The 23,702-nt window shown below is 66.3% G+C and carries 1 protein-coding gene (only partly in view); it reads left to right on the top strand.

Annotation, left to right across the window (positions count from 1 at the left end):
• Positions 1 to 23,702, top strand: partial view of a DUF2332 family protein gene (locus GV790_RS05855; RefSeq protein WP_218586377.1) — the final stretch only. 32,674 nt of this gene lie to the left of the window's left edge; only the last 23,702 of its 56,376 coding nucleotides appear in the window; its start codon lies off the left edge, out of view; it ends in the stop codon at positions 23,700 to 23,702.

Raw genomic sequence — 23,702 nt, 5'->3', positions numbered from 1 at the left:
ACGAAGAGATCGGCCTGCGTTCGATCGTCGAGGGGTCCCTGGGCGACGATCCGGACGTCGGCCCATACCTCGAATCGCGCGGTATCGCCGTCGCTCGACCCGCCGACGGCGGCACACCCGCCACATCCCCCACACCTGGTCCCCAGGTCGGCCATAGACCCGATGCCGAGTTCAACCCCCTCGCCCCCGAACGTCACAGGCTGGTGGGCAGACCCGATCGCCTGTCCGGCGCCGATGGCAGAGATCCGGCAGTCTTCAGCCGCTTCAACGAGTTTCCGGATCCAAGGAAGCATTCCGACGACCGGCAGTCAGGCCGCGTTACGCTCGGCGACCACCCCTGGCAGGCGGACAGCCGGCCTCGCCTCGAGAGTTTCCGCGCCGAGTTGCTCGCAACTTTGGATGCGTCCGCAACCCCCGACCCTGAGCAGACACTGGCGGCGACCACCGCCGAGCAGATGGTTGAGGCCATCGGATCGCTCACGCCGCGGGAACGCAGAGCGTTGCGAATACTGCGCTCGGGGCAGTTCATCCCGGCCGCCGCGCGCGAGACGATCCGCGACGAAGGAATGCGCGCGGCGCGACAGCTGGCCGATGTGCTCGCTGATGCACAGATCGAGGCAGATCCTCGACGCGCCGCCATCGCGTCGGCGAACGTTCGGCAGCTACAGGACGCCCTGGGCCGGCTGGGCACCCAACAGCGGCAGATCGTCGTCGGGCTGCTCGAACGAGGTGAGTCCCCCGCCACGGTGGCGCAGCGACTGGGGTTGTCCGAGCCCACAATCGAATTCATGGTCGCGGGCGCGGTGCGCCGAATGGCCGGCTATCTCGTAGAATCCGTTGCCGTCACCGGCGCGCGCGTTCCCGTCTCCACGCAGAGCCCGACCGAGACCGGTCCGGCCATGCCCGCCGAGGAGACCGCCTTCCAGCGGGGACAGCGACTGGCAAGGGAAGAGCATCAGGCGCGTATCAATGCAGACCCCGAGTCTGCGACGGATCAACTGGGCAACGTCCTGCGGCGGTTGGAGGAACTCTTCCCCACCAGGCCGCCGGGCAGTGACGTAGCAGGGCCGGGAGATCCCGTACCGCGCCTCTCGGCCACCTCCCGCACACCCAGCCCCACTCGTCACCCGTGGAACGCGCCGGATCATCCGGGGGTCATGAAACCACCGGGCGGCTTCGACCCAGGAAGGGTCACTGCGTTCGATCCTACGAGCGACGGGTCCGACCATGCCCACGCTCGGCGTCCGGCTCACCGGCCGACGACCGGAACACCGCCGACCACGAGCCGAGTAGCAGCACTCGATGACTCGGTGCGAGGCAGTTCCCCGAATCGCGAGGCTCTGGAAGCGCGGAAGGCGCTGGCGGATGCGGTCGGCGCCGAGCCCGCTGAGGTAACTCACGGACGGGTGCGGGAAGCCTTGCGCACCGTCACGATCGAGCTGCGACTCTTCGATGACGCCGATTGGACGCGCGCGCTGGCTACGGGGGATCTCCTCGGAATCCGGGGCTGGTTCGGGGACCTGATCGGACTGCATCACACGATCGCCGATTCCACCGTGCGCGGGAACAACCCGGGCACGGTGGCGGATCGAACTCGGGCGGTCGATGCGCTCAACCGCGAACTGGCCACCATGCTGGGTCTGCCCGGACTGCGGCAGGAACCAGTGGCGGACTGGGGTAACGACGCATTGAGCGAGCTGCGTTCGATCCATGAAAAGACGGGCGGAACAGAGCAATTCGAGCAATTCCTCGAGGCCCTCGAAGGATTCCTCGCCGTCGACCCGGCCCAGTTCGTCGTCCAGACCGATCCCGGCCTGCCGGTGGACCTGTCAGATGTCGACCGCACCCGTCCGGTCACCCAGAAAACCATTGCCACGCTCACCGGAAAGCCGCAGAGCACCGTCTCCCTCGCCGTGCGCGGGCTCCCCGGTCCCAGCGCCGCGGATGCCGCGTTGATCCGACGGGTGGCCAGTGAACTCGGCTACCCGCTCTCCGAGCCCCGCGCCGCGCGGACCACCGATGACGCCGCATCCGCCACGACCTTCGATCAACAGCAGCCCTGGCTCGGCTTCCATCACCCGCAGGATCGGCCGCACGAGGGATGGGACGACACCGCCACTGCCGCCGGAACGCCCTCGGGGCCCGCATCGCACCCGACCGCGCTGCCTGCGGTACCGACGCCACTGGGCGCGACCGGCGATCGTGCCCGGACAACTCTCGCCGATGACTCGGACCTCGACCAGCGACCGGTCGGGCAAGCTCTGGTCCGCATCCTCGAAATCGGGCAGGACAGCTCAGCGGAGGAGGCCCGCGCGCAGGTCGAGGAGCTGGTCGGCGAACTGTTCGACGGCGGCAATACCTGGCCGGACCAGCGTGGCGAGCTGCTGTTACTGCTGCTCGATGAGATCGTGAGCAGCGTTGCCGGCCATCCGGAGGCCGAGGCGGTGCTGGTGGTGACGTGGCTGACGGAGCTTGCCGGCGCCGACGCGGTCGCCATCGAGAGCCGCGTGCGCGGGACCGGCCGTGCGCAGCTGCACCTCCCCTCGATGTACGCCGACGCCCATGACATCGAGTACAGCAACGACGGCTACACCGCCTGGACGGTGTTCGGTGATGGAACCGACACAGCGGGCAATCTCGTCGCTGTCTTGGCCGACCGTGCACCTCGGGTGCCGGATGCGAGCACCGATCCGGTCGGCGAAAATGTTCCGGAGGGGCTGCGCCAAGAACTCGTCGCGGAGGCCCGGCGCGGCGTCGGGCGACTCACGGCGGCCCTCGGCAGGGACCACGCTGATGTGTCGGTGCGAATGCTCGACGCCGAGCCACACCAGGTCCTGCTTCTGGCCACCGTGCCGTGGCAGGATTCCCCACCGCCGGCCGAAGGTACGGGTTACGCGGACGACGACGCTTTCGTACCGGTGTACGACGCTGATCCGGAGCGGGCGCGGGCAACATCCGCGCGTATCTCTCCGGAGGATCCGGAGCTGGTCGCACGGCTGGAGACAGCGATCAACGGCGCCGCCCCCGGTTGGCCGGTGATCACTCGCTCAGAGGTCATCGGCACTGTTCACGAGGCAGTGGCTCATGCCCCGCAGAATGTCCGTGCGACCGTTTCTGCCGAGCCGCGGGGTGAGTTCGGTCTGCGGGTGACGATCGGGTACCGCACCGATGGTGATACACCACCAGAGCTCGTGGCGGCGCTGGAAAGCACAACGGAATCGTGGTCGATTGATGCCGATGGCTCGCACCGGCGCGTCGTCGCTGATTTCCGGCGGATCGACCACACGCTGGTCACGCGTCCCACCGATCCCGCTCACGACGATCCCGCAGTGGCGTCACGAATGCTCGAGATCGGTCCCCAGCGCCGCAGCGTCCAGCTCGCGCGCGAGGTGATGCACCGGCTACTGGCCGGCCGCACCGGCCACCAGGACGCTGTCGAGGCCATGAATCTGGCCCAGAACCTCGTGCAGAACGCTGTGTACACCTGGCGGGAGGGCACTGCGTTCACCGCCGAGATCACCCGCTCGGGGCTGGTGTCCATGGCAATCGTCCGTGACCGGACGACCGACGGCGAGTCGACCGACCACACGGTCGTGTTCCGGACGTCGGGCCCACCGCAACCCGGCATTCACCTCACTCGGGCAGCGGATATCGAAGCACGAAGCGGCGAGGTCCGGCGGGCGATCCGCGACGAAATGACACGACACGGGTGGACCGACTCCGCTCAGCTCACAGCCGCCGAAACCGTACTTGCCCACCGGGTATCGGAGTTCGCGGCACGAGCAGGAAATGACGGTCCGTGGCGGTTGGCGGTGGCGGTGTCCGGTGCACCGGGCAGCAAGGTACTGACCGTGACCGCCGAAGGCGCGCACCGCACGGAACAGATTGTCGAGCTCTTCCAGCGCACGGCCGGCTGGGCGCCGCAATCGCCCGCAGCGCTCGCGTTCTACGGCAACAGCTGGCTGGTCGGACTGCACTGGGCGGTCGGCGGCGATCCGGCGGCGAATGCGAGCGACCTGTTCGACGGTGACGACGCTTTCGCCCGAGCAGAACGTTTGTTCACGGCGGCCGACGGCTCGGTCGAGCCGGCAGTGGTCGTCGATCAGGTATTCGACTCCATTCCGAGCGAACTCGTGCGCAGCGACGCCAGGGGAGCGGCAATGACCTTGACGCTTGGTATGGTCGAGAACTTCGTGGCGAACCGCGGCGGTGAGGCCTTGCTCACCGCCATGGTGACGATGGGCACACACGGTCTCGAATTCCGGGTCGCGCTGGCCGACCGCCATCCGGCTACCGGCGACGGACAGGTGCACGATCGGCTGGCAGCGCGTTCGGGAACCGACTCCTGGGGTGGCGGCACGATCACCTGGGCGACTGTGGATCTACGACCCACGGCTGCGGGTGATGTGGCGCCCGGAGTTGACGCCGCAACGGGGCCCGTGTCGATGCTCCGCCCCGGCTCGAGCGACGTCGTCGACGATATCGCCAGGGTTCTCGGCGAAGACCTGCCGGATCGGCGAGATGGCGCGGCGCCGCCGATATCGACTGCGCGATCGGTCGCCGAGGTTCTCGCTGACATCGACGAGATCGCCCCCCAGCCCGGGGATGACGGCCGGCCACCCCCACGAACGGTTGCCGACGTACTCGCCGATATCGATGAAGTAGCGCCAGAACCTGAGGTAGGAACCCCTCCGCCTGCGAGCGGGGTCGATCCGCACGCGACGCCGCGGCGACGGCAAGCAGCGGCATCACCGGACTCCCCCCGGTCGGGCAGTTCGACTCCCTGGGGTCACGCACCAGGCGAGTTGCCGAGATCCGACGGACCTGATCACGCCGCACCCGCATCGCAGGAGGATACGGCGCCCACCTGGGGACAGACCGTCGTCGGCACTGAGCAGCTCGAAAGAGCGCGCGCGGAACTTGCGACGTTGTTGCGGATCGACACCACCCTGCTAACGGCCTCGCAGTCGGTCCTGCAGGCTTTGCAGCCGATCCGGAATGCGTTGGGCGCGTTGACAGAGCCGGACTGGCACGCCATCGATAACGACTCCAGGGCCGAGCAGATCGCGCGGTGGCTCGGGCGGCGGATCGCCGCCGAAACGGCTGTGCAAGCCGGGGATCTCAGTCCGCTCGAGCGCGGGCGGTGGATGGAAGAGCTGCATGAGCTCGAGGGTTCCCTGCACGCGGTGCTCGGCCTTCCGCCCAGCAGATCATGGGGTTGGGGCGTCCCGGGTAGTGACCCGTTGGCAGAGTTGCGGCAACTCGGCGACCATCAGGCCGGGCTCGGCCCCCTCACCGCGGCGATCGAGAAGTTCATCGACTCAGACCACCGCGCTGCACTGGATTTCGAGCGGTATCCGTCCTTGGACGACCTGATCAAAGCCTTCGAAGCGAGGCACCCGTACACCGCGATTCGTGGTTGGGAGCTGCTGGATTACAGCCCTGCCCACGCGCTTGTACAGACCATCCATGAGCTGCTGGTGCAGTATCCGATCCAGCTGCCGACCGTCCGGGTCGACGTCCGGGCGAACAGCGAAGAACTGGTCGCCCACGCAGTGCCGAGGGTCGATGAAAATGGCGAGGTTTCTGCGCAGACCCTGTATATCGAGGTCAACTCTGAGGACGCCACGATATCGGCCGAAGACATCCGTAGAGTTGCCCTCCACGCCTTCGCAGGCGCCATGATTCATGCCGGACGTTGGCGGGCCGAAGCATACGCTGTCAGCAGATTGCGCACGCACAAGGAACAAGAACTGCGCATTGCCGAGTCCGAGCTCAGTTTTGTGGAGTGGCTCTTCACCCAGTTCGACCCGATGCATTTCCGTGCCGATGCGTCTTTGGATGTGCGGACCGCACTCCCTGATGCGTTCGAACTGGTCGAGAACAGCGATCCGAGTGTCACATCCGGACATCGGGTGCTTCATCGGCTGTTGGTGGACCTGGCCAGGGAATGGGACGGCCGGAACGAAGCCGCGCTGGCCCGTCCGCTGACCGCTTTCGAGGCGCGCCTGCACGAGGTCAAAGCACCGATGATCCACGAGCTGGAAACCGAATTCGGACTCGAGCTCGTCGGTTTCGACATGGCCGATGTCAAACCGCAGACCATCCGCGATTTCGCCGATGAGTATCGCCACCACTACGACGAGTTCGGCGGCACCGACGTCACCAGGATCGTCATCGCTCCGCTCGCGAACGAGAACGTCTACGCCCAAATCGACTTCGCGGACGACGGCCTGATTCTGCACTGGAACGAGCGATACGCGATAAACAGGGCGCTGACCAGACACGTCACCGAAGACGATACCGACAGCGGATTTCACGCCGGTCCCCGCGACGAGCCCATCCGCGGGACCATCAGCCATGAGCTCGGCCATGCGATCGCAATGTATCCGGCGGACGGCGCCGCGGGTACCGGCTACTCCAACTCGGAGAAGAACCAATGGGCCTGGATCTTCGTCGAATTCGCCGAGCAGTACCTGCGTGCCAATGCCCCGGAGCAGCTGTCAGAGTTCCGCCATCGGGTCGACACGGTGGCGGAAAGAGAAACCCAGCTGTACCTCCACCACGGCGACGCTCACCCGAACTGGCATGAGTTTCTGCCCGAGTTGGTCGAGGGTTTCTTCGAGCATCACCTCCCCGAGCACCTCACCGGATTCCTGGAGTATCTCGCAGCGGGAGCGGCGGGGCTCAGCGGGTACAGCTACGTCGAGAACGCGCCTGAACACACGATCGAATATCTCAACCTGACCGAGGCCTTCGCCGAGGCCCATACTGCACAGCGGTGGCAGACGGCGACCGAGGGACAGCGGATCATCGCCGGCTATCTCGCGAAGCAAGCGAAAGCCGAACGCGCGCGTAGGCAGGCGGCGGCAGATGGTTCGGCTCGACCGGCCGCGACACCGACCGATGCTCGCGACCGAACCCCGCCGCCTTTCGCCCGCACTGGCGGGCCGGGCAGCCGCGAACCACAACCGAAGGCATTGTGGCTGTTCGCTGACGACGACGTGTTCGCCAAGATCGTGTCCGCCATCGATGCCGCCGCCCCGTCCTGGCCGGATGACCGGCGAGGGGCAGTGGCCGCCACAGTGGCGGTGGTGGCCGCGGATACGCTGATGGTCACCACCGAGAGCAGCATCAATGCCTACGTGCAGCCGCTGCCGGGCGAAGCCCTCCAGGTGGTGATCGAACACACCGGCGACAACAAGCTGGCCCCGGAGGTCGCGCGCGCCCTGGATGAACGCGCGAGCGCGTGGCGGGCCGAGATGCCCCGCGGGCGTCGCCGTATCGTCGCCGAGTTCCAGAGCGTGGACGATGTGTATCCCCAGGCCCGGACGCGTGCGGCCTGGGAGGCACGCTTCACGCCGTTCTTCTTTACGCCGGACGAGGACATCCACTACCGGCAGATGGACATCCCGCTGTCCCGCGAGGCGGCGGGCATCGCCGGGGGGCTCGTGCGGGACTTCATGCACGAGCATGGCCAGGGCACCGAACGTGAAATCCGGGATCTCGCCGCGTTGGCCGAGTCGGTGGTGCGGATGACTGTCGATGCCTGGCGCTCGGGCAGAACGTTTTCTGTGCAGATCTCCCGATCCGGTGTCCTGTCACTGACGATCACCTACGACCGGGGTGTCGGATATGCCCCGAGCACCGAATACGAAATAGTCTTCCGCCCATCGACTCGGCCGAGCACCGAGGTCACCGTCGTTCCCCCGGCTCCTGTCGAATCGGTGCAGGCCCACCGACAGACCGAAGACGCCGCCGCGAAGTCCGGCCCTTACGATGGACCCGATCCGTATGTGCGCGCGGTCCATCGGTTCCCTGCCGGAACCGACGCAGACCAGGCCTACGGCCGCGTGCTCGAACTCGTCGACCGCGCATTCACCGACATCGCTGCGGAAGCCGTACGTGCCGACGCCCGCCCGGCTGCGGCCATGCTCGCGCTCGAGCTCGTGCACAATCTCGTGGTCGCACCGGGCGGTGCAGCGCTGCTGACCGGACAGGTCGCCCTCGGCAGACACGGACTGGAATTCCATGTCACGGTGGCCGACCGGCTACCCCTCGCGCCATCGGCAACCGGCAGCGGATGGCGAGTCCAGGATCTGGCCGGCCAGAACCGTGCCATCCGAGCCGGAATCGACATGCGCGACGGTGGCAAGATCACCTGGGCGGCGATGGACTTGCGTCCGGGCATCGGTGGCCGCGATTTTGGCGCAAAGGGCGACAACGGTGCTGCTGATCCGACCACAGAATCTGCGCACCAGCCGACGACTGCACCGACGCCGGCGCCGCCGACCCCATGGAGCTCGCGGCAGCCCGCGTCGGCACCGATTCCGTGGCGGCGACCATCGAACGGGGAGCAGAGTGGCAGCCTCGGACCCGATGCGCCTGCCCGCAAAGGGGCAATGCCTCCGGGCGCGGCCGAAATCGCGGCCGCTTTGGGAATCGACGAGCGCCGTGCGCGCGTGTCGACCGACTCCGCGGTCCACACCTACCGTCGAAACCCTTGGGTACTGAGCCGCTTCGGTACCGGCGACAGCGCAGCCGAAACACCTGAGCCCGCGTCCGAGCTCGACCACCCATCCCGGCAGCCGGCACCCGACAGTTCTGACGACCAGCAGGACAACCGTATCGGGGCTATCGAAGGCCATCCGCCGGTTGCGGAATTCGATGTGGCCTCCGGAGCCGACCAAGGGCCGCACAATGCGCCGGCAGTCGAGAACACGGCCCCGGCCGAAAGCCCCACCCGTGCCATAGATCGCACCCGCACGTTGCGCGTGGCCACATGGAATATCGCCGGAGGGCGTCGGCTTCGGCAATCCTCGGCTGAAGAGGACGGGAACGAAACGATCCCGTTCGATTACGACGACATCGACGTGGCGTATTTCGCCGATCGTCTCCGCGACATCGACCCGGATGTGGTCGCCATCCAAGAGTCAGAGGCAGGCGTCGACGGTTCGACGGCACAGCAACTGGCGCAATTGCTCGGCTACCCGTATGTGTACGAGACCGTGATGTCGCAGTCTCACATGGACAGTAGCAAGATGCTGAGTGTCGCTGTGATCAGCCGGCTGCCGATCGATGCGGCGACCGCGCACCAGCTGCCCGTCACCCGGCTCGAACTACGCATCGGCGGACAGCCGGTGGCTCCGCACGACCGTTTCGCGCAAGTTGTCGAGATCGCCGGAATCAGCGTGGTGAACCTGCATCCGACGCCACTCGGCTTCTTCGGGTACAGCTACGAGGAAGGCGACGGCGCCGCACACGCCGATGAAATCGCACAGACGTTGCGTTCCATGGCTACCGGCCCCGTGGTGATCGCCGCGGATCTCAACACCGACCGTCCCCATGCGGTGTACCAGCAAACCTTCGACGAGATCGGGCTGTCCCCCGTGCTCGCGCCCGACGCCCGAACCGTGCCGGGCTGGGACGGCGCACCCGACCAGGTAGTGGCCTCGCGGGAATTCGTCGCCGCGGATTCCGGTATCACCCGGACCGAGACCGACCACTGGTTGGTGTATTCCGATCTCGCGATCGACGATCGGCAGCTGGCCGACTCGCTGGCCGCCACCCGGCTGAACGAGGCACCTCCGCCCCCGCAGAGCAGCATCGAGATCTCGGTGCACGCCGGCCCGTCTCGGAAGTTCGATGTAAACCGCGCTGGCGATGTCGTCGGCGGCATGCTCGCCGGCTCACCCTTCGAGCCGCACACCGCGGCCGTCGTGGAATTGGTCGGTGAGCTGCTGGGCTCCGCCGACGGCGCGGCAGTGGTTCGGGTCAGCCGTAGCCCGCGGCCGGACACGGCGTGGATGCGCGTCGAGGTCGCCGACCGGCCGGAGAACGAGCCTGATCGCGGCGCCGCAGACATCGAGTCGGTCGAGACCGCACACCGCTTGGACCTGCCGGGCCACCGATCTCCGATCGCCGTGCTCGAGCGATATCGGAACGGAGAACGGATCAGGCATCTCACCCTGACCACACCCGTGTTCGCCGACCGGCCGCAGTCTCCACCCGGAGTAGCCCAGAGCCCGGACAGTCCAGGGGCACCTATGTGGGGCAAACCAACCGTCCGTCCAGCGGAGCTCGATCGAGCACGCGCGGAGTTGGCCGAGATCCTCCACATCGACCCGGCGATGTTGTCCGAGCGTTCTTCGCTTCTGAAAGCAGTGACGTCGATCGGAAGTGGTTGGGACGACCGGCTTCAGCACCTGCGACCGTCCGGCCCGAGGGCGGAGGAGATAGCTCATTGGGTCGGCCGCCAGATCGCCGCAGACCTCGCGCTGAAGTCCACGGACCCGTACTCGGAAGCGTATCGGCTGGCGGCGCTCGATCAGCGGTCGCTCAGCGGCGAACTGCCTGCCCTGCTCGGGTTGCCGAGAGGCACCGAATGGCCGACGGCGGAAGCTACCGATATGCCACTGGCGGGGCTTCGGTCACTCACCGGACACATACCCGGACTCGACCGGATGATCGGGGCCATCGAGGTGTTCCTCGACATGGACAGCCGGGCCGACCTGGTGGAGCAGCAAGCGCACACCACGCAAGATGTCGCGGATGCGTTCGCATACCGGCACGACTCCATCGCCGTGAACGGGCTGGGTGTCTTCGACCCGGGTCGAGCGTATGTCTTCGCGCAAACACTGCACGAACTGGCCACCCGCCATCCGACCGGGCTGTCGGAAATCCTCATCACGTCGGAGCCGGGGATCGGCGAGAGCGCGATCTATGCCTCCGCGCGGATAGAAAACGGAGCAGTCTCGGCGGGCAGTATCGAACTGGTACTGGACCCGGATACTGTCCAGGAAATGTCGCGGGAAGCCATCCGCAGCACGGTCATGGAGATGTATGCGCATTCCCTCATCCAGGCTGGACGGTGGCGAGTAGAAGTTCACGCCGCCCGCGAACTGCGGAACCAGCGGCAAGAAAGTGATACCCATAATCGCACCCCGGACGTTCGGGCCGTGCTCGTCGAATCCTTCGAAAAGGTCGAAACCCGCGATCCGAGTGCGACAGCCCAGCACCGGATGCTGCATCGCATGATGATCGATCTGGCGAACGAATGGGAGGGAAAAACGGCGGAGGCCGTCGGCCGGACGATGACCGTCGTCGAGAAGCGGATCCAGCAGGAGAGGAGAGCGTACATACGCGAGTCGGAGCGGGAGCTCGGCCTGGACCTGTCCCGCTTCGATATCGAAGAAGTCGCCCTGGAGCGAGTCCGCGAGACCGTCGACGAATACCGTTACCACCGGGTCCGGTTCGGCGATTTCGGCGTCGTCGACATGGGCGCAGCGCCCTACTGGAACGATGATCGGCTCGGCGAAACGGAACAAACCGCGGACGGCATATCCATAACTTTCAGCGAGCGTTACACGATCAACGGCGAACTCACCCGTTCCTTCGTCGAAGATATGGTTGATCGAGGCCACTTCAGCGGGCCCCGCGACAAGCCGGTGCGAACCGTGACCCATGAGCTCGGCCACGCCATGCAAATGTATGCGCACGGGCACGACGATCGGCCGGAAGCGGCCTTCATCCAGGCCGATGCCGACTGGACGATGGTGCTGCGCGACTTTGCCCGTCGGTACCTCGAGAACAATGCGCCGGAGCACCTACCGAACTTTCTGAACCAGTTCGAAGCCCGCGAGCCCGAGGACATGACGTCGATTGACGAATATCAGTCCCGGGACGCCGAGCAGATCGCAGAGAAATTCGTCGAAGAATACTTCGTCGGCGATCTCGTCGAGTATCGCACCGGGTTCCTCTCCTATCTGAACGAATTGGTGAGCGAGTTCAGCGGATACAGTTTCCACGACTATCTGGACGAAAAGAACCTCGCCAACCTCAATCCGTTGGAGGCCTTTCCCGAGGCGCATACCGCGAGCCGGTGGAATATGGCGAGCGAGGGAGAAGAAATCATGGCCGCCTACCTCGCGCGGAGGGTAGCGGCCGAAAACGCTCGCCGGCAAGGCACAACCTCCGAGGTCACCGGCAATTCCGACGCTCTCGCAAGGGCCCGCGTCACCCCCGGCAAAGGTGCGATGCCGGGCGTGCACGACATCGCGGACGCGCTCGACATCCCAGCGAGCAAGGTGCGCGACGCCGCGGATCCATCGGTACACAGCTTTCACCCCGGTCCGGACGTTTGGAGTCGCTATGGCTCGGGCGAACCCGCCGGCCACCAACAGCCGGCGAAGCGACCCGGCGCCGAGCGCTCCAACTCCGCCGCGACCGGGGATGACTCCACGACGCCGGCTCCAGTGGCCCGGGAGGTACCCGCCTACGCACAGCAGCGAATCGACACCGTCGGGTGGCAAATAGAACCCCTGCCGTTGCGCGGTCATGTCACCGACGCCGGAACTCCGATTCCGGCCAGATCTCTCGCGGAGGGCACCGCGAACGCACCCGAGCCCGGGTGGGTCTACGAAACTACCGATGGGCTCATCGAGCTGTTCGTCATCGGCCACGAAAGAGGAACAAGGTACGAGGATTTCGAGCCGCGCGGCCCGATCAACCCGTTCTACAACTGCCACGGCGCGACGTTCACCGCGGACGGTCGGGGCGGATGGCTGAGTGGAGCCTCGATCGACGCGATCCTCGCCGAGAACGGTTTCTACGAGGTCGCGGACAGCGAGACGAGGCCAGACGATGTCGTGGTCTACCGGAACGACCAGGGGGTTGTCACACACAGCGGCGTTGTCGAAGCGATCACGCCAGAGGGAATTCGAGTGCGCTCCAAACTGGGTGCGCTGTCGACCGACGTTCATTTCAAGGACGAAGTCTCCGTCGTCTACGGCGAAAACGTCACGATCTACCGCACCGATCGTGCGGGCGGCCGATATCTGACGCCGGCAGCCGGTACGGATACACCGCCGGACCTGTGGCCACCGGCCGGGAAGGAACCGGGTCCGGCGAACAACGTCGCCGAATCCGCGCCGTCGCGCGCGGGAAGCGGTGAACTGGAGCCGTCCAGGGCGGAACACTCCTCATCTGCCGCATCGAACCGCGATACCGGAACTGCCGAGGGCACTGCGGGATCCGAGGAGGAGGTCTATGTCGTCACCGATCCCGACGATGAGTTCTTCGTGGCACCCGCCGAGCAGTTGGCGGCCCGCGTGGAGGCGGGCGAACTACTCGATGCGGCGGCGATGCGCGCCTTGCGCGCTTCTCCGCTACTCGGCGAGCTGCTATCGGCCGACGAATACCACTTCTTGGGAGCGCCCGACGATTCCGGTGTGCACATGTCTGCCGACCTCGCCACGGCGTTGCGGGATTTCGCGATGGAGCACTTCCCACGCCGAGCGGGCGGCTCGCATGACGTCTACGTGGGGCTCGGGTTCGCTATTCGGGTGATGGCACGCCCGGACAATGCACTGGACTTCGTGGTCTGGAAGGACGAGGCCGCGGTGATCGCGGCTGCTGCGGGGAGGATGAGGGGGCTGCCGCGTATCCTGTTCAACGGTGACGGATTCCGTATCGACCGTTACGCGGGAGTTCCGCTGTCCGACTTCCTCGACATCGGTATTCGCGAAAAGGTGAATACCATTCTCCGAAATTTCCACAGTCTACCGCTGGAAATATTTCCACCGGTGCCAGCGTGGTACCCGAAGTCCGGCGATATCGCGGGAATCATTCGGATGCACGCTCAGTATTACGAGGACATTTTCCAAGAGGCACTTCGCACTTCTCCGGAGTTCCGGGCAGCGAGCATCGCACTCGGGTTCGGTCCGCGGCTGACCGAAGGACTGGAACATCGACTGGGACTGGGACTGGGCACGCTTCGTCCGGAACCATGGGTGCCGTTACATATGGACGTCAAGCCGAGTAACGTCTTGATCGACCGCAACGAGGACATCACCGTCACCGATTTTCAGCTCGCCGGCCCCGGACCACAGCGTCTCGACGGCATCATCGCCACCCATCGGAGCGGGACTGCGGCCGGGGTTGTTCCCGAGGAGATCCGCGAAGAGGAGTACCCGTTCTGGGCACTGCTCGATATCTGGCGGTCCGCTGTCGACCTGCTGCGAATGGTCCGGTTGCATATCGCCGGCGAGCTGGACGACGCGCAGGCGTGGATGTTCGCCGGCAACTTGCAGTTGGCGATGGTCAGCGCATTCGACGCCACTGGCCGTAGCTATCCGATGATGACGCGCCGCGAACTCATCACCCTGGTCCGCACCACCGTCGACCGGGTACGCGCGGAGCAAGCCGAGGCGACGAACCACGCCTCGGACGCATCCGAGGAATCCGCGGCACGATCCGCAGCGCCCGCCGGCGCGCCGCAGGCCGACGAAGACGAACAGCGAATTCTGTTCGCCCCCATAGAAGTGACCACGAACGGCACCTCGACGTTCGACGAAGCGCCTGCTCCTACCCCCGGCGCTCAGAGACCCGCACGGCGCAGCAGCATCCTCGCGGACCTCGTGCCGCACGCGGTCCATACAGCAGAGGTCGTCAGCGCCGATGCTCCCCTATCGGCCGTGGCCGTGCGCCGCAGCGCAGACGAGGCGCTGCACAGCCTCGGCCGTGCGGACGGCCCGGTGGCGACTGGACCCGTCGGCCGGCCACTGTGGCCGAACGGCGTGGTCGGCGACGTGACGCAAACCGAGGCCTACAGCGCCGCCGCCGTAGCCGATGCTCGCGACTTCCGATCGATCGGGCTGCATGCCGAGCGCAATGAACGGCTGCCCGCCGGCACGCTCGCCGAGATCTCCGTGCCGGCCGAGCGGCGGTGGTTGCAGAAGACAGGCCACCGCGACGAGGTGTGGTGGGACCGGGTATTGCTGGCGGCCAAAGAAAGCGCCCGGCACGCGTGGTTTCCCCTGGCCGGGCGCTGGCCTCACCTCCGGCACGTCCAGGTGATGTTCGACCCCGACACTCCCGGTGTCTTCCGCGCGCACCTGCCCGCCGACACGCTCACCGACTCCGGACCGCCGGTCACGGTGATTCCCGGCCGTTTCACCGTCAGCGACGGACTGATCGTCGCAGCGGCCACCGTGTCACACCCACCGGATGGCCGGGCCCCCGTAGCCGCGGACGACCACACGACGCCGGAAAACGAGACTCCCGTCTCCGGCGCCGGGCGTGACCGGCCCAGCGGTGACGCGAAGGTTCACGGCGCGGGTGTGCCGGACCCGCAAGTGCCCATCGACGGTGTGGGCCGGGCATGGAACCACGGCCCCACACCGACACGAGGGCAACGACCGGTCGAACGGCTCGCTCAATTCGAGCACGACGGGGGCGGGGCTGCCCGCGGCCCGGCGCGGCCATCGGCGAGCGCCGCCCCTGGACTGCCCGCGGAAGGAGCTGCCGAACAGATCGGACCAGCAGACCGCACGCCGTCGTCGCCTTCCGATACCGGGCTCGCCACCCGGCCCCCCACCGTTGTCGACCTCGCTTACACGGAAGACGCGCTGCGGAGCCTCGCCACCGAGGCAACCGCCGCGGACCTGCTCCTCGGGGCAGACGTCGAGGGGGACGTAGTTGTCCTCGCCGCAGAGCGCGCGACGGCCAATGCCGCCTGGTGGCACGCACTTGATTCGGTCCGGCAAGAGGCGATGGTGCTGGTGCATCCGGTCGAGGTCGGTAACGCCCTCGGCCTGCCGAGCGCGACCAAGGACGCGGCGAACCGGCTGGCGCTCGACCGTGCCCTCGCCGCATTTCTCGCTCGCCGCCCGGAGCGGCTCGGCAGCGGCCAACTGGTCAACTCGGAGTTCGGGCCGAACGAGCCGCAGCAGCTGCGCAACATCCTCGATGCGCGTAAAGCCCTACTTCGAGCCGACACACTGGCGAAAGAGAGTGCCGCCAGGGGTGTGCCGATGCCCGTCCAGGTGCTGACCTACACCGACAGTGAAATCGCGATCGGCTACGGCGACGCCGATCGCGCCGTGTCGGTATCGCGGCACGCGCTCGGCCGCCGGGCCGACCTGTCCTCGCTGGCCGACGACGTGGTGTACGCGCACCACCATCACACCGCGGCGACCAAACGTGCACTCGGCGCACCGATCGCCACGATCATCTCGCATCGCCACGACGTCCCTGGCGCCACCCGCCTCGGCACCGCGGCCCAGGCCCGCCAGGTCGCGGCCGGTATCTCCGGTTTCGCAGCGGGCCGGGAGTTCTCGGCACAGTTGCCCGGCGGCGCACCGGTACCGCAACAGCACGCGTTCGGATACGGAGCCGGCGCGGCGATTCTCAGCGCTGCTGTGCTCGATGGGCTGCACTCAGTGGTCGACACCCTGACATTGGCTGATCCACGGGGCGCCCTGCGCGCCGGCAAGGCGACGGAATATGGTGTGCCGCAGGTCAATATCGTGCACGCCGCCCCGCGTAGGTTCGTCCAGCTCGGCGAAGGGGCGGGCAAGGTCTTCGGCCGCGGCGTGGATGCGCGATTCGGCGGTCGGCACATCACGGTGCCGCGCACTCCGCTGACCGGAAAGTCGGTACTCGAGCGCTACCTCGCCGCCGATCCGGAGACGGGGAAACCCTCCGCGGCGCTCGAGGTCTTCGCCGCCATCCCCACGAACACCGATCCGGCGGTGCCCGCAGTCGGCGACATGATGCGCTCCGGCCGCCTCGGCACAGCGCGTACGTGGGAATGGTTCCGCGCGCTGCCAACCCAGCAGCCCAGACGTTTTCGCTCGAAAACCGACAGGCCGTCGTACTGGGTCGTCCAGGTCGTCTCGCCCCGGGGGGTGGCCGCCAGTTTCGCAGCGATCGACGACGGTACCGATGCGCACCTCGGGTTCGACGGTCAGGTCATCGGGCCCGGAAAGATTCAGTCGCTACCCGCTGAGATCCTGCCCGACGCGAGCCCGCCGACGGCCGCCGAGAAGACGCTGGCGCAGAGCGCGTTCGGTGCGTCGAGCCCCGTTCGTCATGTGTCGGAGCTGCTGCACGGCGACTACCTCGACGACGAGGTAGCCGCAGCGGCCATGCGGCGGGCAGAGACGAACTTCCAGTGGTGGCACGCACTGTCCGACGACCAACAGCGGGCGGTGGTGCGGGTGCATCCGGCCGTGATCGGCAATACCGACGGCATTTCCTTCGCGGTTCGAGACCAGGCGAACCGTCTGGCGATCGCCCGCGGCATCGCGGCCTATCGGGCCCGCGTTCCCGCGGGCGCCGATTTCGCGCAGTGGTTCCAGAGACAGCTGAGCGACGAGGAACGGCTGCATCTGCGCAATCTGGTCTACACCCACGGCGCGCTGGCGAAAGCCGCTGCGAAAGCCCGGATGTTGGCACCGCCCGTGCCCGCACCACCCGTGCATGTGATGGCCTTCGACGCAGAGGCTTTCGGCGGATCCGGTCGGGCGGTTGTCGGGTACGGCAACCCCGACACCGCCGCTGCGACGCTGTGGCAGATCCCGGGTATCACCACCACGCTGCAACGATTGAACAGCAGGCTGTCGAACTCGTTGAACCTGTACGAGGTAGCGACGCGGTTGGACCCCGAGCTCGGCATTGTGTCGATCGCATGGCTGGGATACGACGCACCCAGCGGCGGGAAGATGATGACCGAGACCATTTCGGCCCGGCCGGCCGTCGAGGGTGGGCGTTTGCTGGTTCGAGACGTCGTGGGTTTCCACACGACACGCGCGCTGTATGCCGACCTGCCCGACGGTGCTCCACTACCGATCAACCGTCTCTACGCCCACAGCTACGGCTCCACGACCACGGGATACGCCGCCGACAACGGTCGTCTCGACGACTTCGTCCAATCGGTGACTTACCTGGGGTCTCCCGGCATACATCAGGAGCGCCCGGACGCCATCCCGGAAAAGTATGTCGCCGCAGGCAGCCAAGATCCGGTCACCTGGCTCGGATCCAACATTCCCGGCCGATCCGGCCGATTCGTCGGCCGCGGTCAGGGCCGCGATCCGTCGACCGACACCGCCATCCATCGGATCCCGGCCGAATTCCCGAACACGCCACGATTCTCCGACGGACTGCGCACTCACCGGCAATACTGGCAGTTCATCGATCCCATCTTCCGGATCCCGACCGAATCACTCGGCTACTTCGGTTTGATCGCGGTCGGCCGAGGAGCCGAGGTACCGCACGCTCCGCACCGGCTGAGCATCGATAGTCCGACGTGGCTCCAGCGCCGAATCGGGTCGAGGCCCGAAGATCCGGAAGCAGGGCGCGCCGCGCCCGCAACCGACTGGTTCAGCTACCAGCAAAACACACACGCCCGGAGAGCAGCCGAGAACAACACCGTGGCGGGTCCAGCCGGGACCACGGCGATCATCGGAACCACGGGAGTCCCGGACTCCGATGCGCCGCTCGACGGTCGAGGTCATACACCCTGGGACCGCGGACCAGCGCGCCGACGTGGGCAGCGTGCCGTCGAGCGGCTCGCCGAGTTCGAGCACGACGGCGGCGGGGCCGGCAGGGGCGGTACCGGAGGAACGCCGTGGAAGCTCGGCGCAGTGCCCGGCGACGAAGTCGACCCGGGCGGCCGTGCCAGCTCGGCGTCACCACGTCCGGCCGGCTCCGGCTCTGGTCACGGCGGCACCGGCAGCGAGGCGGCCCTAGTGCGCTATCACGGTTTCCGCTATGTCGTCAACCGGCCCGCGAACCAGCCCGGTGAGCCGAGCGGTGCGGCGTTCTTCAACACCACTCATCAAATGGCTTGGGAACTGGACTGGCTCGCCGAAAACGGCGCGCGGCTGGGCGCCCTCGGCGCATTCACGCTGGCGGCCTTGGAAGCGGAAACGCTGCTCGGTATGCCCCACACGGGCAACGGTCCGCTGTTGATCGTGCAAGATCGTCCTCGACTGCCTGGTGAAATACTTCCGACCTGGAAGTTGACGACGCTCGAGCCCAGCCCCGGGGCACAGCCGACCATTATCGGCCACGGGGCTCGAACGCTCTCGCTCGATGAGATTCCGCAGTACCCCTATATCTCGCTCGTGGGTGCGCGGCCCTTGCTGCCACACGATATCGCTCTGACGAAGACCGTCCTGTCGGCTGCCGAGCGCGAACGGTTCCAACGCATCCCGCGCGATGGGGTTTACACACTCCACTACCCCGGCTGCCGGATGTACCTCAACGGGACCGAGGACTATCTACGGACCAGGTACTACGCCGACGTTCTGCTCCCGGAAATCGCCTCCCGCACGTTCTACGGCTATCTGATGGACGACGTGGTAGCCCCCTTCCAGCTTCGTGCGGCGGCAGAACTCGTCGAGAGTTACGTCGGTCGCCCGCTGTCCGCCGACGAACGAATCGGCCAGTGGTTCGCGACTACCGCGGCCGCGATGCTGGACGCGCCCTCGGAATCGGCCCCGCGGATACTCCGGCACGCGCTGAAGGTCCAGACGTCCGGCAGTGCACCCGAATCTTCCGCCGAAGACCAGGCAGTCCGCCGATTCGCCGCCACGGTCGGCGAACTGCTCGCCGGACATACCGACCTCGGCTCCTACCTTCACCACCGGGCACTGCCCGAATACCTGGAGTACATCGACCACGTCAGGGAGACCGTCCGTCACCGCCACCCGAACGGCACCGCGCACGTACCCTTCATCAACAGCATCACCCGTGCACCGACTGCGCCGACAGCCCCCACGCGGCCGTTCGTGGAACCCGGCAGCCGCCACGCGACGCATCACGCCCTTCCGCAGGTGTCCACCTCCCATGAAGCCGAATCAGCAGTACAGCCATCTGTGCGGGTATCACGTGCCGCGGGAGGCAGCGTCGAACCCCGGACGGTGGGATTCGAGCATCGCGTGGATGACTGGAAGACGCTGCAACATCAGCTACGCGAGAACTTCCGCGACCTCGGCACCGTTCACGCCGACGGTGGGGGCGCCGCGCGGGGCGGACAGATCCAGCCGGCTCCCGCCACCGAGCCGAACCACCTGCGTGATCTGTTCGGCGACAGGGTCTTCGAGCGCGTGCGTGCGGCTGTCGAAGGCATGGCCGAACGCGGTGTCCTGGAACTCGACCCAGCGCAGCGCCGACAACTGTCGCGAGAGATCACCGACGCGAGTTTCGACGCCGCGTCCCGTGAGCTGCGCGGTACCCGTCCGGAACACATCGGCCAGAAGCTTGCCAACATCGTTGGGCACACCATCGAGGACCACGTCCAGGTAGAGCAGATTCGCCGTCGCGTGCTGAACGCGCTTCCGGAACGCCATCGGTACGGAAAGAACGGGCGGGCGTTTCGATCACTCGCCCGCGAAGCACTTCGGGAGCGCCTCAACAACCTGGCCGCAGCACATCCTGACCAGTACCGCAGCCTCCTGCGGCCGTCCGGAGTGCTCGCGCCTCTGCATCTGCGCCAAGCCGTCACGAACCTCGCTCGGATACCGGAAGGCAGATGGGCTGCCGAGGAGGACCTGGCAGCCGCCGAATTCACCTCACGCGAGGTATCCGCTGCCTTGTCGGCGGCATTGGGAACCGACGACCTCGCGGCCCTGGCAAACACCTACGGCTGGCGAACGCTGCTGACCGTCGCGCTGCGCCGAGCGATCCACGATGGAGAATTCGCCGACGGGAGGCGGCTCCCGGAAAGCCGGCTGCTCGCCCAGCATCTCAGCGTTGCACCCAGAACCGCGATGCGCGTGTATTCCGATCTGGCCCGCGAAGGCTACTTGGTATCCAACGTGCCATATGGCCCTTCGGTTACCAGCGATGACCTCTGGCCCGATCCAGCGGGCCGACTCGAACTCCCCACCAAGCCCGGCACCGTGGCATCTGGACCGGATTCCAGCGAGGGGTCCACGTCCGGTCCGAGTAATCCGGGCGCGGACAGTGGATTACGGACGTGGATTGGAACCGATACTCGGCTCAATCTCCTGGAAGCAGGCCTCCGGTCACCCAGCGCAGACGATATCGTCCTAGAAAATCCGGTGTTCGCAGCGATGACGAACCCCACAGCTAACCCTGATTTCGATCGCATGGAAGCGCATCATTTTCCGCCCGCGTTCGCCTACGCGATCGAGCTGCAGTGGCTGGCTGTCGCCGACATCGTCGCTCGGCCGAGACGATGGGCCGATGAGGAGTCTTTGCGGATCTTTGTCGAGTCCGGGCTTGCGCTGGGCGCGGTGAAACAGCTGTTCAGCCACAAGGCCGCGGTGGACCGAGACGACGCGACCGCCTCGATCGAGTCTGTGATCGCGCATATGCAAGAGGAGCATGAGAACTGGATTCGCTCCAACCCGGACTTGGCCGAACTGTTCCGTGAGCTGTACGAGCGCCGCGACGAGCTCGACCTGACCGAACGTGACCGTGCCTACCTGGAGCGCAAGTACCGGTCCTTCCAACGAGCGGGCGCGTATTTGACCGACCCGAATGACAGGAAAGCACTGGCCGAATACAACGACACGGTGTCTTTCCTGCAGGCCGAATACAAAGACAACCAGCAGCGGGAGCTGGAGCGATTCGAATTCCGAGTCGAAGACGTCGGAAAACTGAACGGCCTGACCGACGACCAAATCGCGGCAGCGCGGTCACGAGCCGGAGACTCCGAGGGCTTTCTCCTGCCCCCGACCGCCGACGTCAGCTCGATCTGGCATCCCTACCTCCCCTACCTGACCGATCCCCAGGTGAGCAAAGAACTCTACGAGGCCGTCGCCAGGATGGCCGTCGGCGGTGACAACGACAATTCCGCGAACGTCCTCGGCCAGGTGTCGGCCTCCGCCAAACGTGCCGAGTTGACCGGTTACCACAGCCATGCCGACTACGTATTGTCGGGCGGCATCTTCGATTCGGTCCGGTCGGTGGAGGCCATCGCGGCCGAGCTCGCCCACGCGGCGGCTGCTGCCACTCGAGTCGAGCTTCCGCGATTGGCCGAAGCCATCGGTACGGAGATCCGGCCGTGGAACAGGGCGCGGGCACTCGACGTCCTGATCAAGAAGGGGATCGGGATCGATGAACAGCAGATCCGGCAATACTTCGAACTGGATCGCGTACTGGTGGAGGGTGTGTTCGGCCTCGCGAAGCACATATTCGGGCTGACGGTCACGGAGCTCGACAGCGACCGCAAGCCACCGGTCTGGCACAGCGATGTCCGCGTATTCGCGGTGCAGGACAAGGACCGGCAACACCTGACACACTTCTACTTCGATCCGTACGTGCGTGACGGAAAGAACGGCGGAGCATGGACGGACCCGATCCGCATCAAATTTACGCCGACCGGCCAGCAGCCGCTGATCAGCGTTCATGTCAACATCCAGAAGCCACCCATGGGTAAGCCCACCCTCCTGAGCCCGGTCGAAGTGAGCACACTGTTCCACGAATTCGGGCACGCGGTGCACTTCCTGTTGAGCGAAGGCACGTATGAGCCTGCCGAACGGCACCTGAACTTCGCGTGGATCGAATTGGTGGCCAAAGTGTTCCAGAACTTCTGGAGGCATCCGGATGTGCTGTCGCGGTTCGCCGCGCATCACGACAGCGGTGAGCCGATGCCGCAGGAACTGCTGGAGAAGTTCGACGAACAGCAGGCTGCCTACCGGGGCACGATCACCGTTGGCCGGTTGACCGGAGCGCTCATCGATTTGGCGTTGAGCTCGCTGCGGCCGGAGCAGGTCCCGCACGGTCCGGACGCCCGAGCTCTCCTGGCCGAGTTCGCAGAGAACGTACTCTCCCGGGCAGGCATCAACTTCCCGGAGATCGGGAATCCCTACCCACCCCAATGGTTCCGGCATCTTTTCGCTCGTATGGGCGCATTCGACGTGTACTTCGGGCGCTACTGGTCCTACCTGTTCAGCGATGTGGTGGCGCTGTCGGTCTACCGACGGCTCATCGGCCCCAGCATCGAGCAAAACGGGCTCACCACCGCGACCGGGGACCTCATCCGTGACATGATCCTCGACCCCGAGGAAGACAACCTCGCGGAAGCGCTGCGACGGCTGACCGGCTCGGAGGTCTCGATCGACGACTTCCTCATCGACCAACGCCTGCTGTGGGCGGTCGCGCTGGACAAGCTCGGCGCCGACGCGATGCCCGAATGGCTGACCAACCCTGCCGCGCGCCCGGCGGGCACCGACCTCGCCGCCTGGTGGAATAGCGAACTGACCGCCGACGAGCGGGCGGCGGTGATCCAGCAGTTCCCCGACGAAGTGCTGGGGATGGACATCGACCACTCCCAGGAAACACTCGATGCCGCTCATGCGCGGCGGGACAAGTTGCGAGAGTATGCATCAGCGGCGCCGAGCGAATCGGCTGGGAGCAGTCCGGCCGCGCAACGGGACGAGCAGCCGGCTGCTACCCCGCGACAGGGCCACGAACAACGCGTCGCCGAGCTCAGCCAAGACGAGATCTATCTTCTTTCCTTGATCGCGGACGGCTGCTCGCTGGCGGACGCGGGCAAGGCAATCGATGCGTCGGCCAGTACCGTCCGCCGTCGTCTGGAAGACATCGAATCGACACTCGGGACAGGCAGCACGATCGAATCTGTCATTCAGGCCTGGCAGCGCGGGTGGTTGCGCCTCGGTGACCGTGAGCTCGTACCCGCGACGCGGGGATACAGCCGTTTCTCCCAGGACGAGGTGAAGACCCTCTCCCTGCTGGCTCGCGGCCTGTCGAATGCCCAGATAGCCGAGCATCTGCATATCTCTCGCAGCACCGTCCAGGACCGGTTGGCTCGCATTTTCGATCGGCTCGGCGTGCACGGTCGGATACCGGCGGTCCTGGCAGCGTTGGACCGAGGGATCATCCGCCTCGAGCCGGCGGGTATCTCCCCCGATGACCTTGCCCGATGA

The organism is Nocardia cyriacigeorgica (assembly GCF_010858045.1).
GTDB classification, from domain to species: Bacteria; Actinomycetota; Actinomycetes; order Mycobacteriales; family Mycobacteriaceae; genus Nocardia; species Nocardia cyriacigeorgica_E.
Note: the sequence above shows the minus strand (reverse complement) of the source record. Positions and strands in the feature narration are given on the sequence as shown.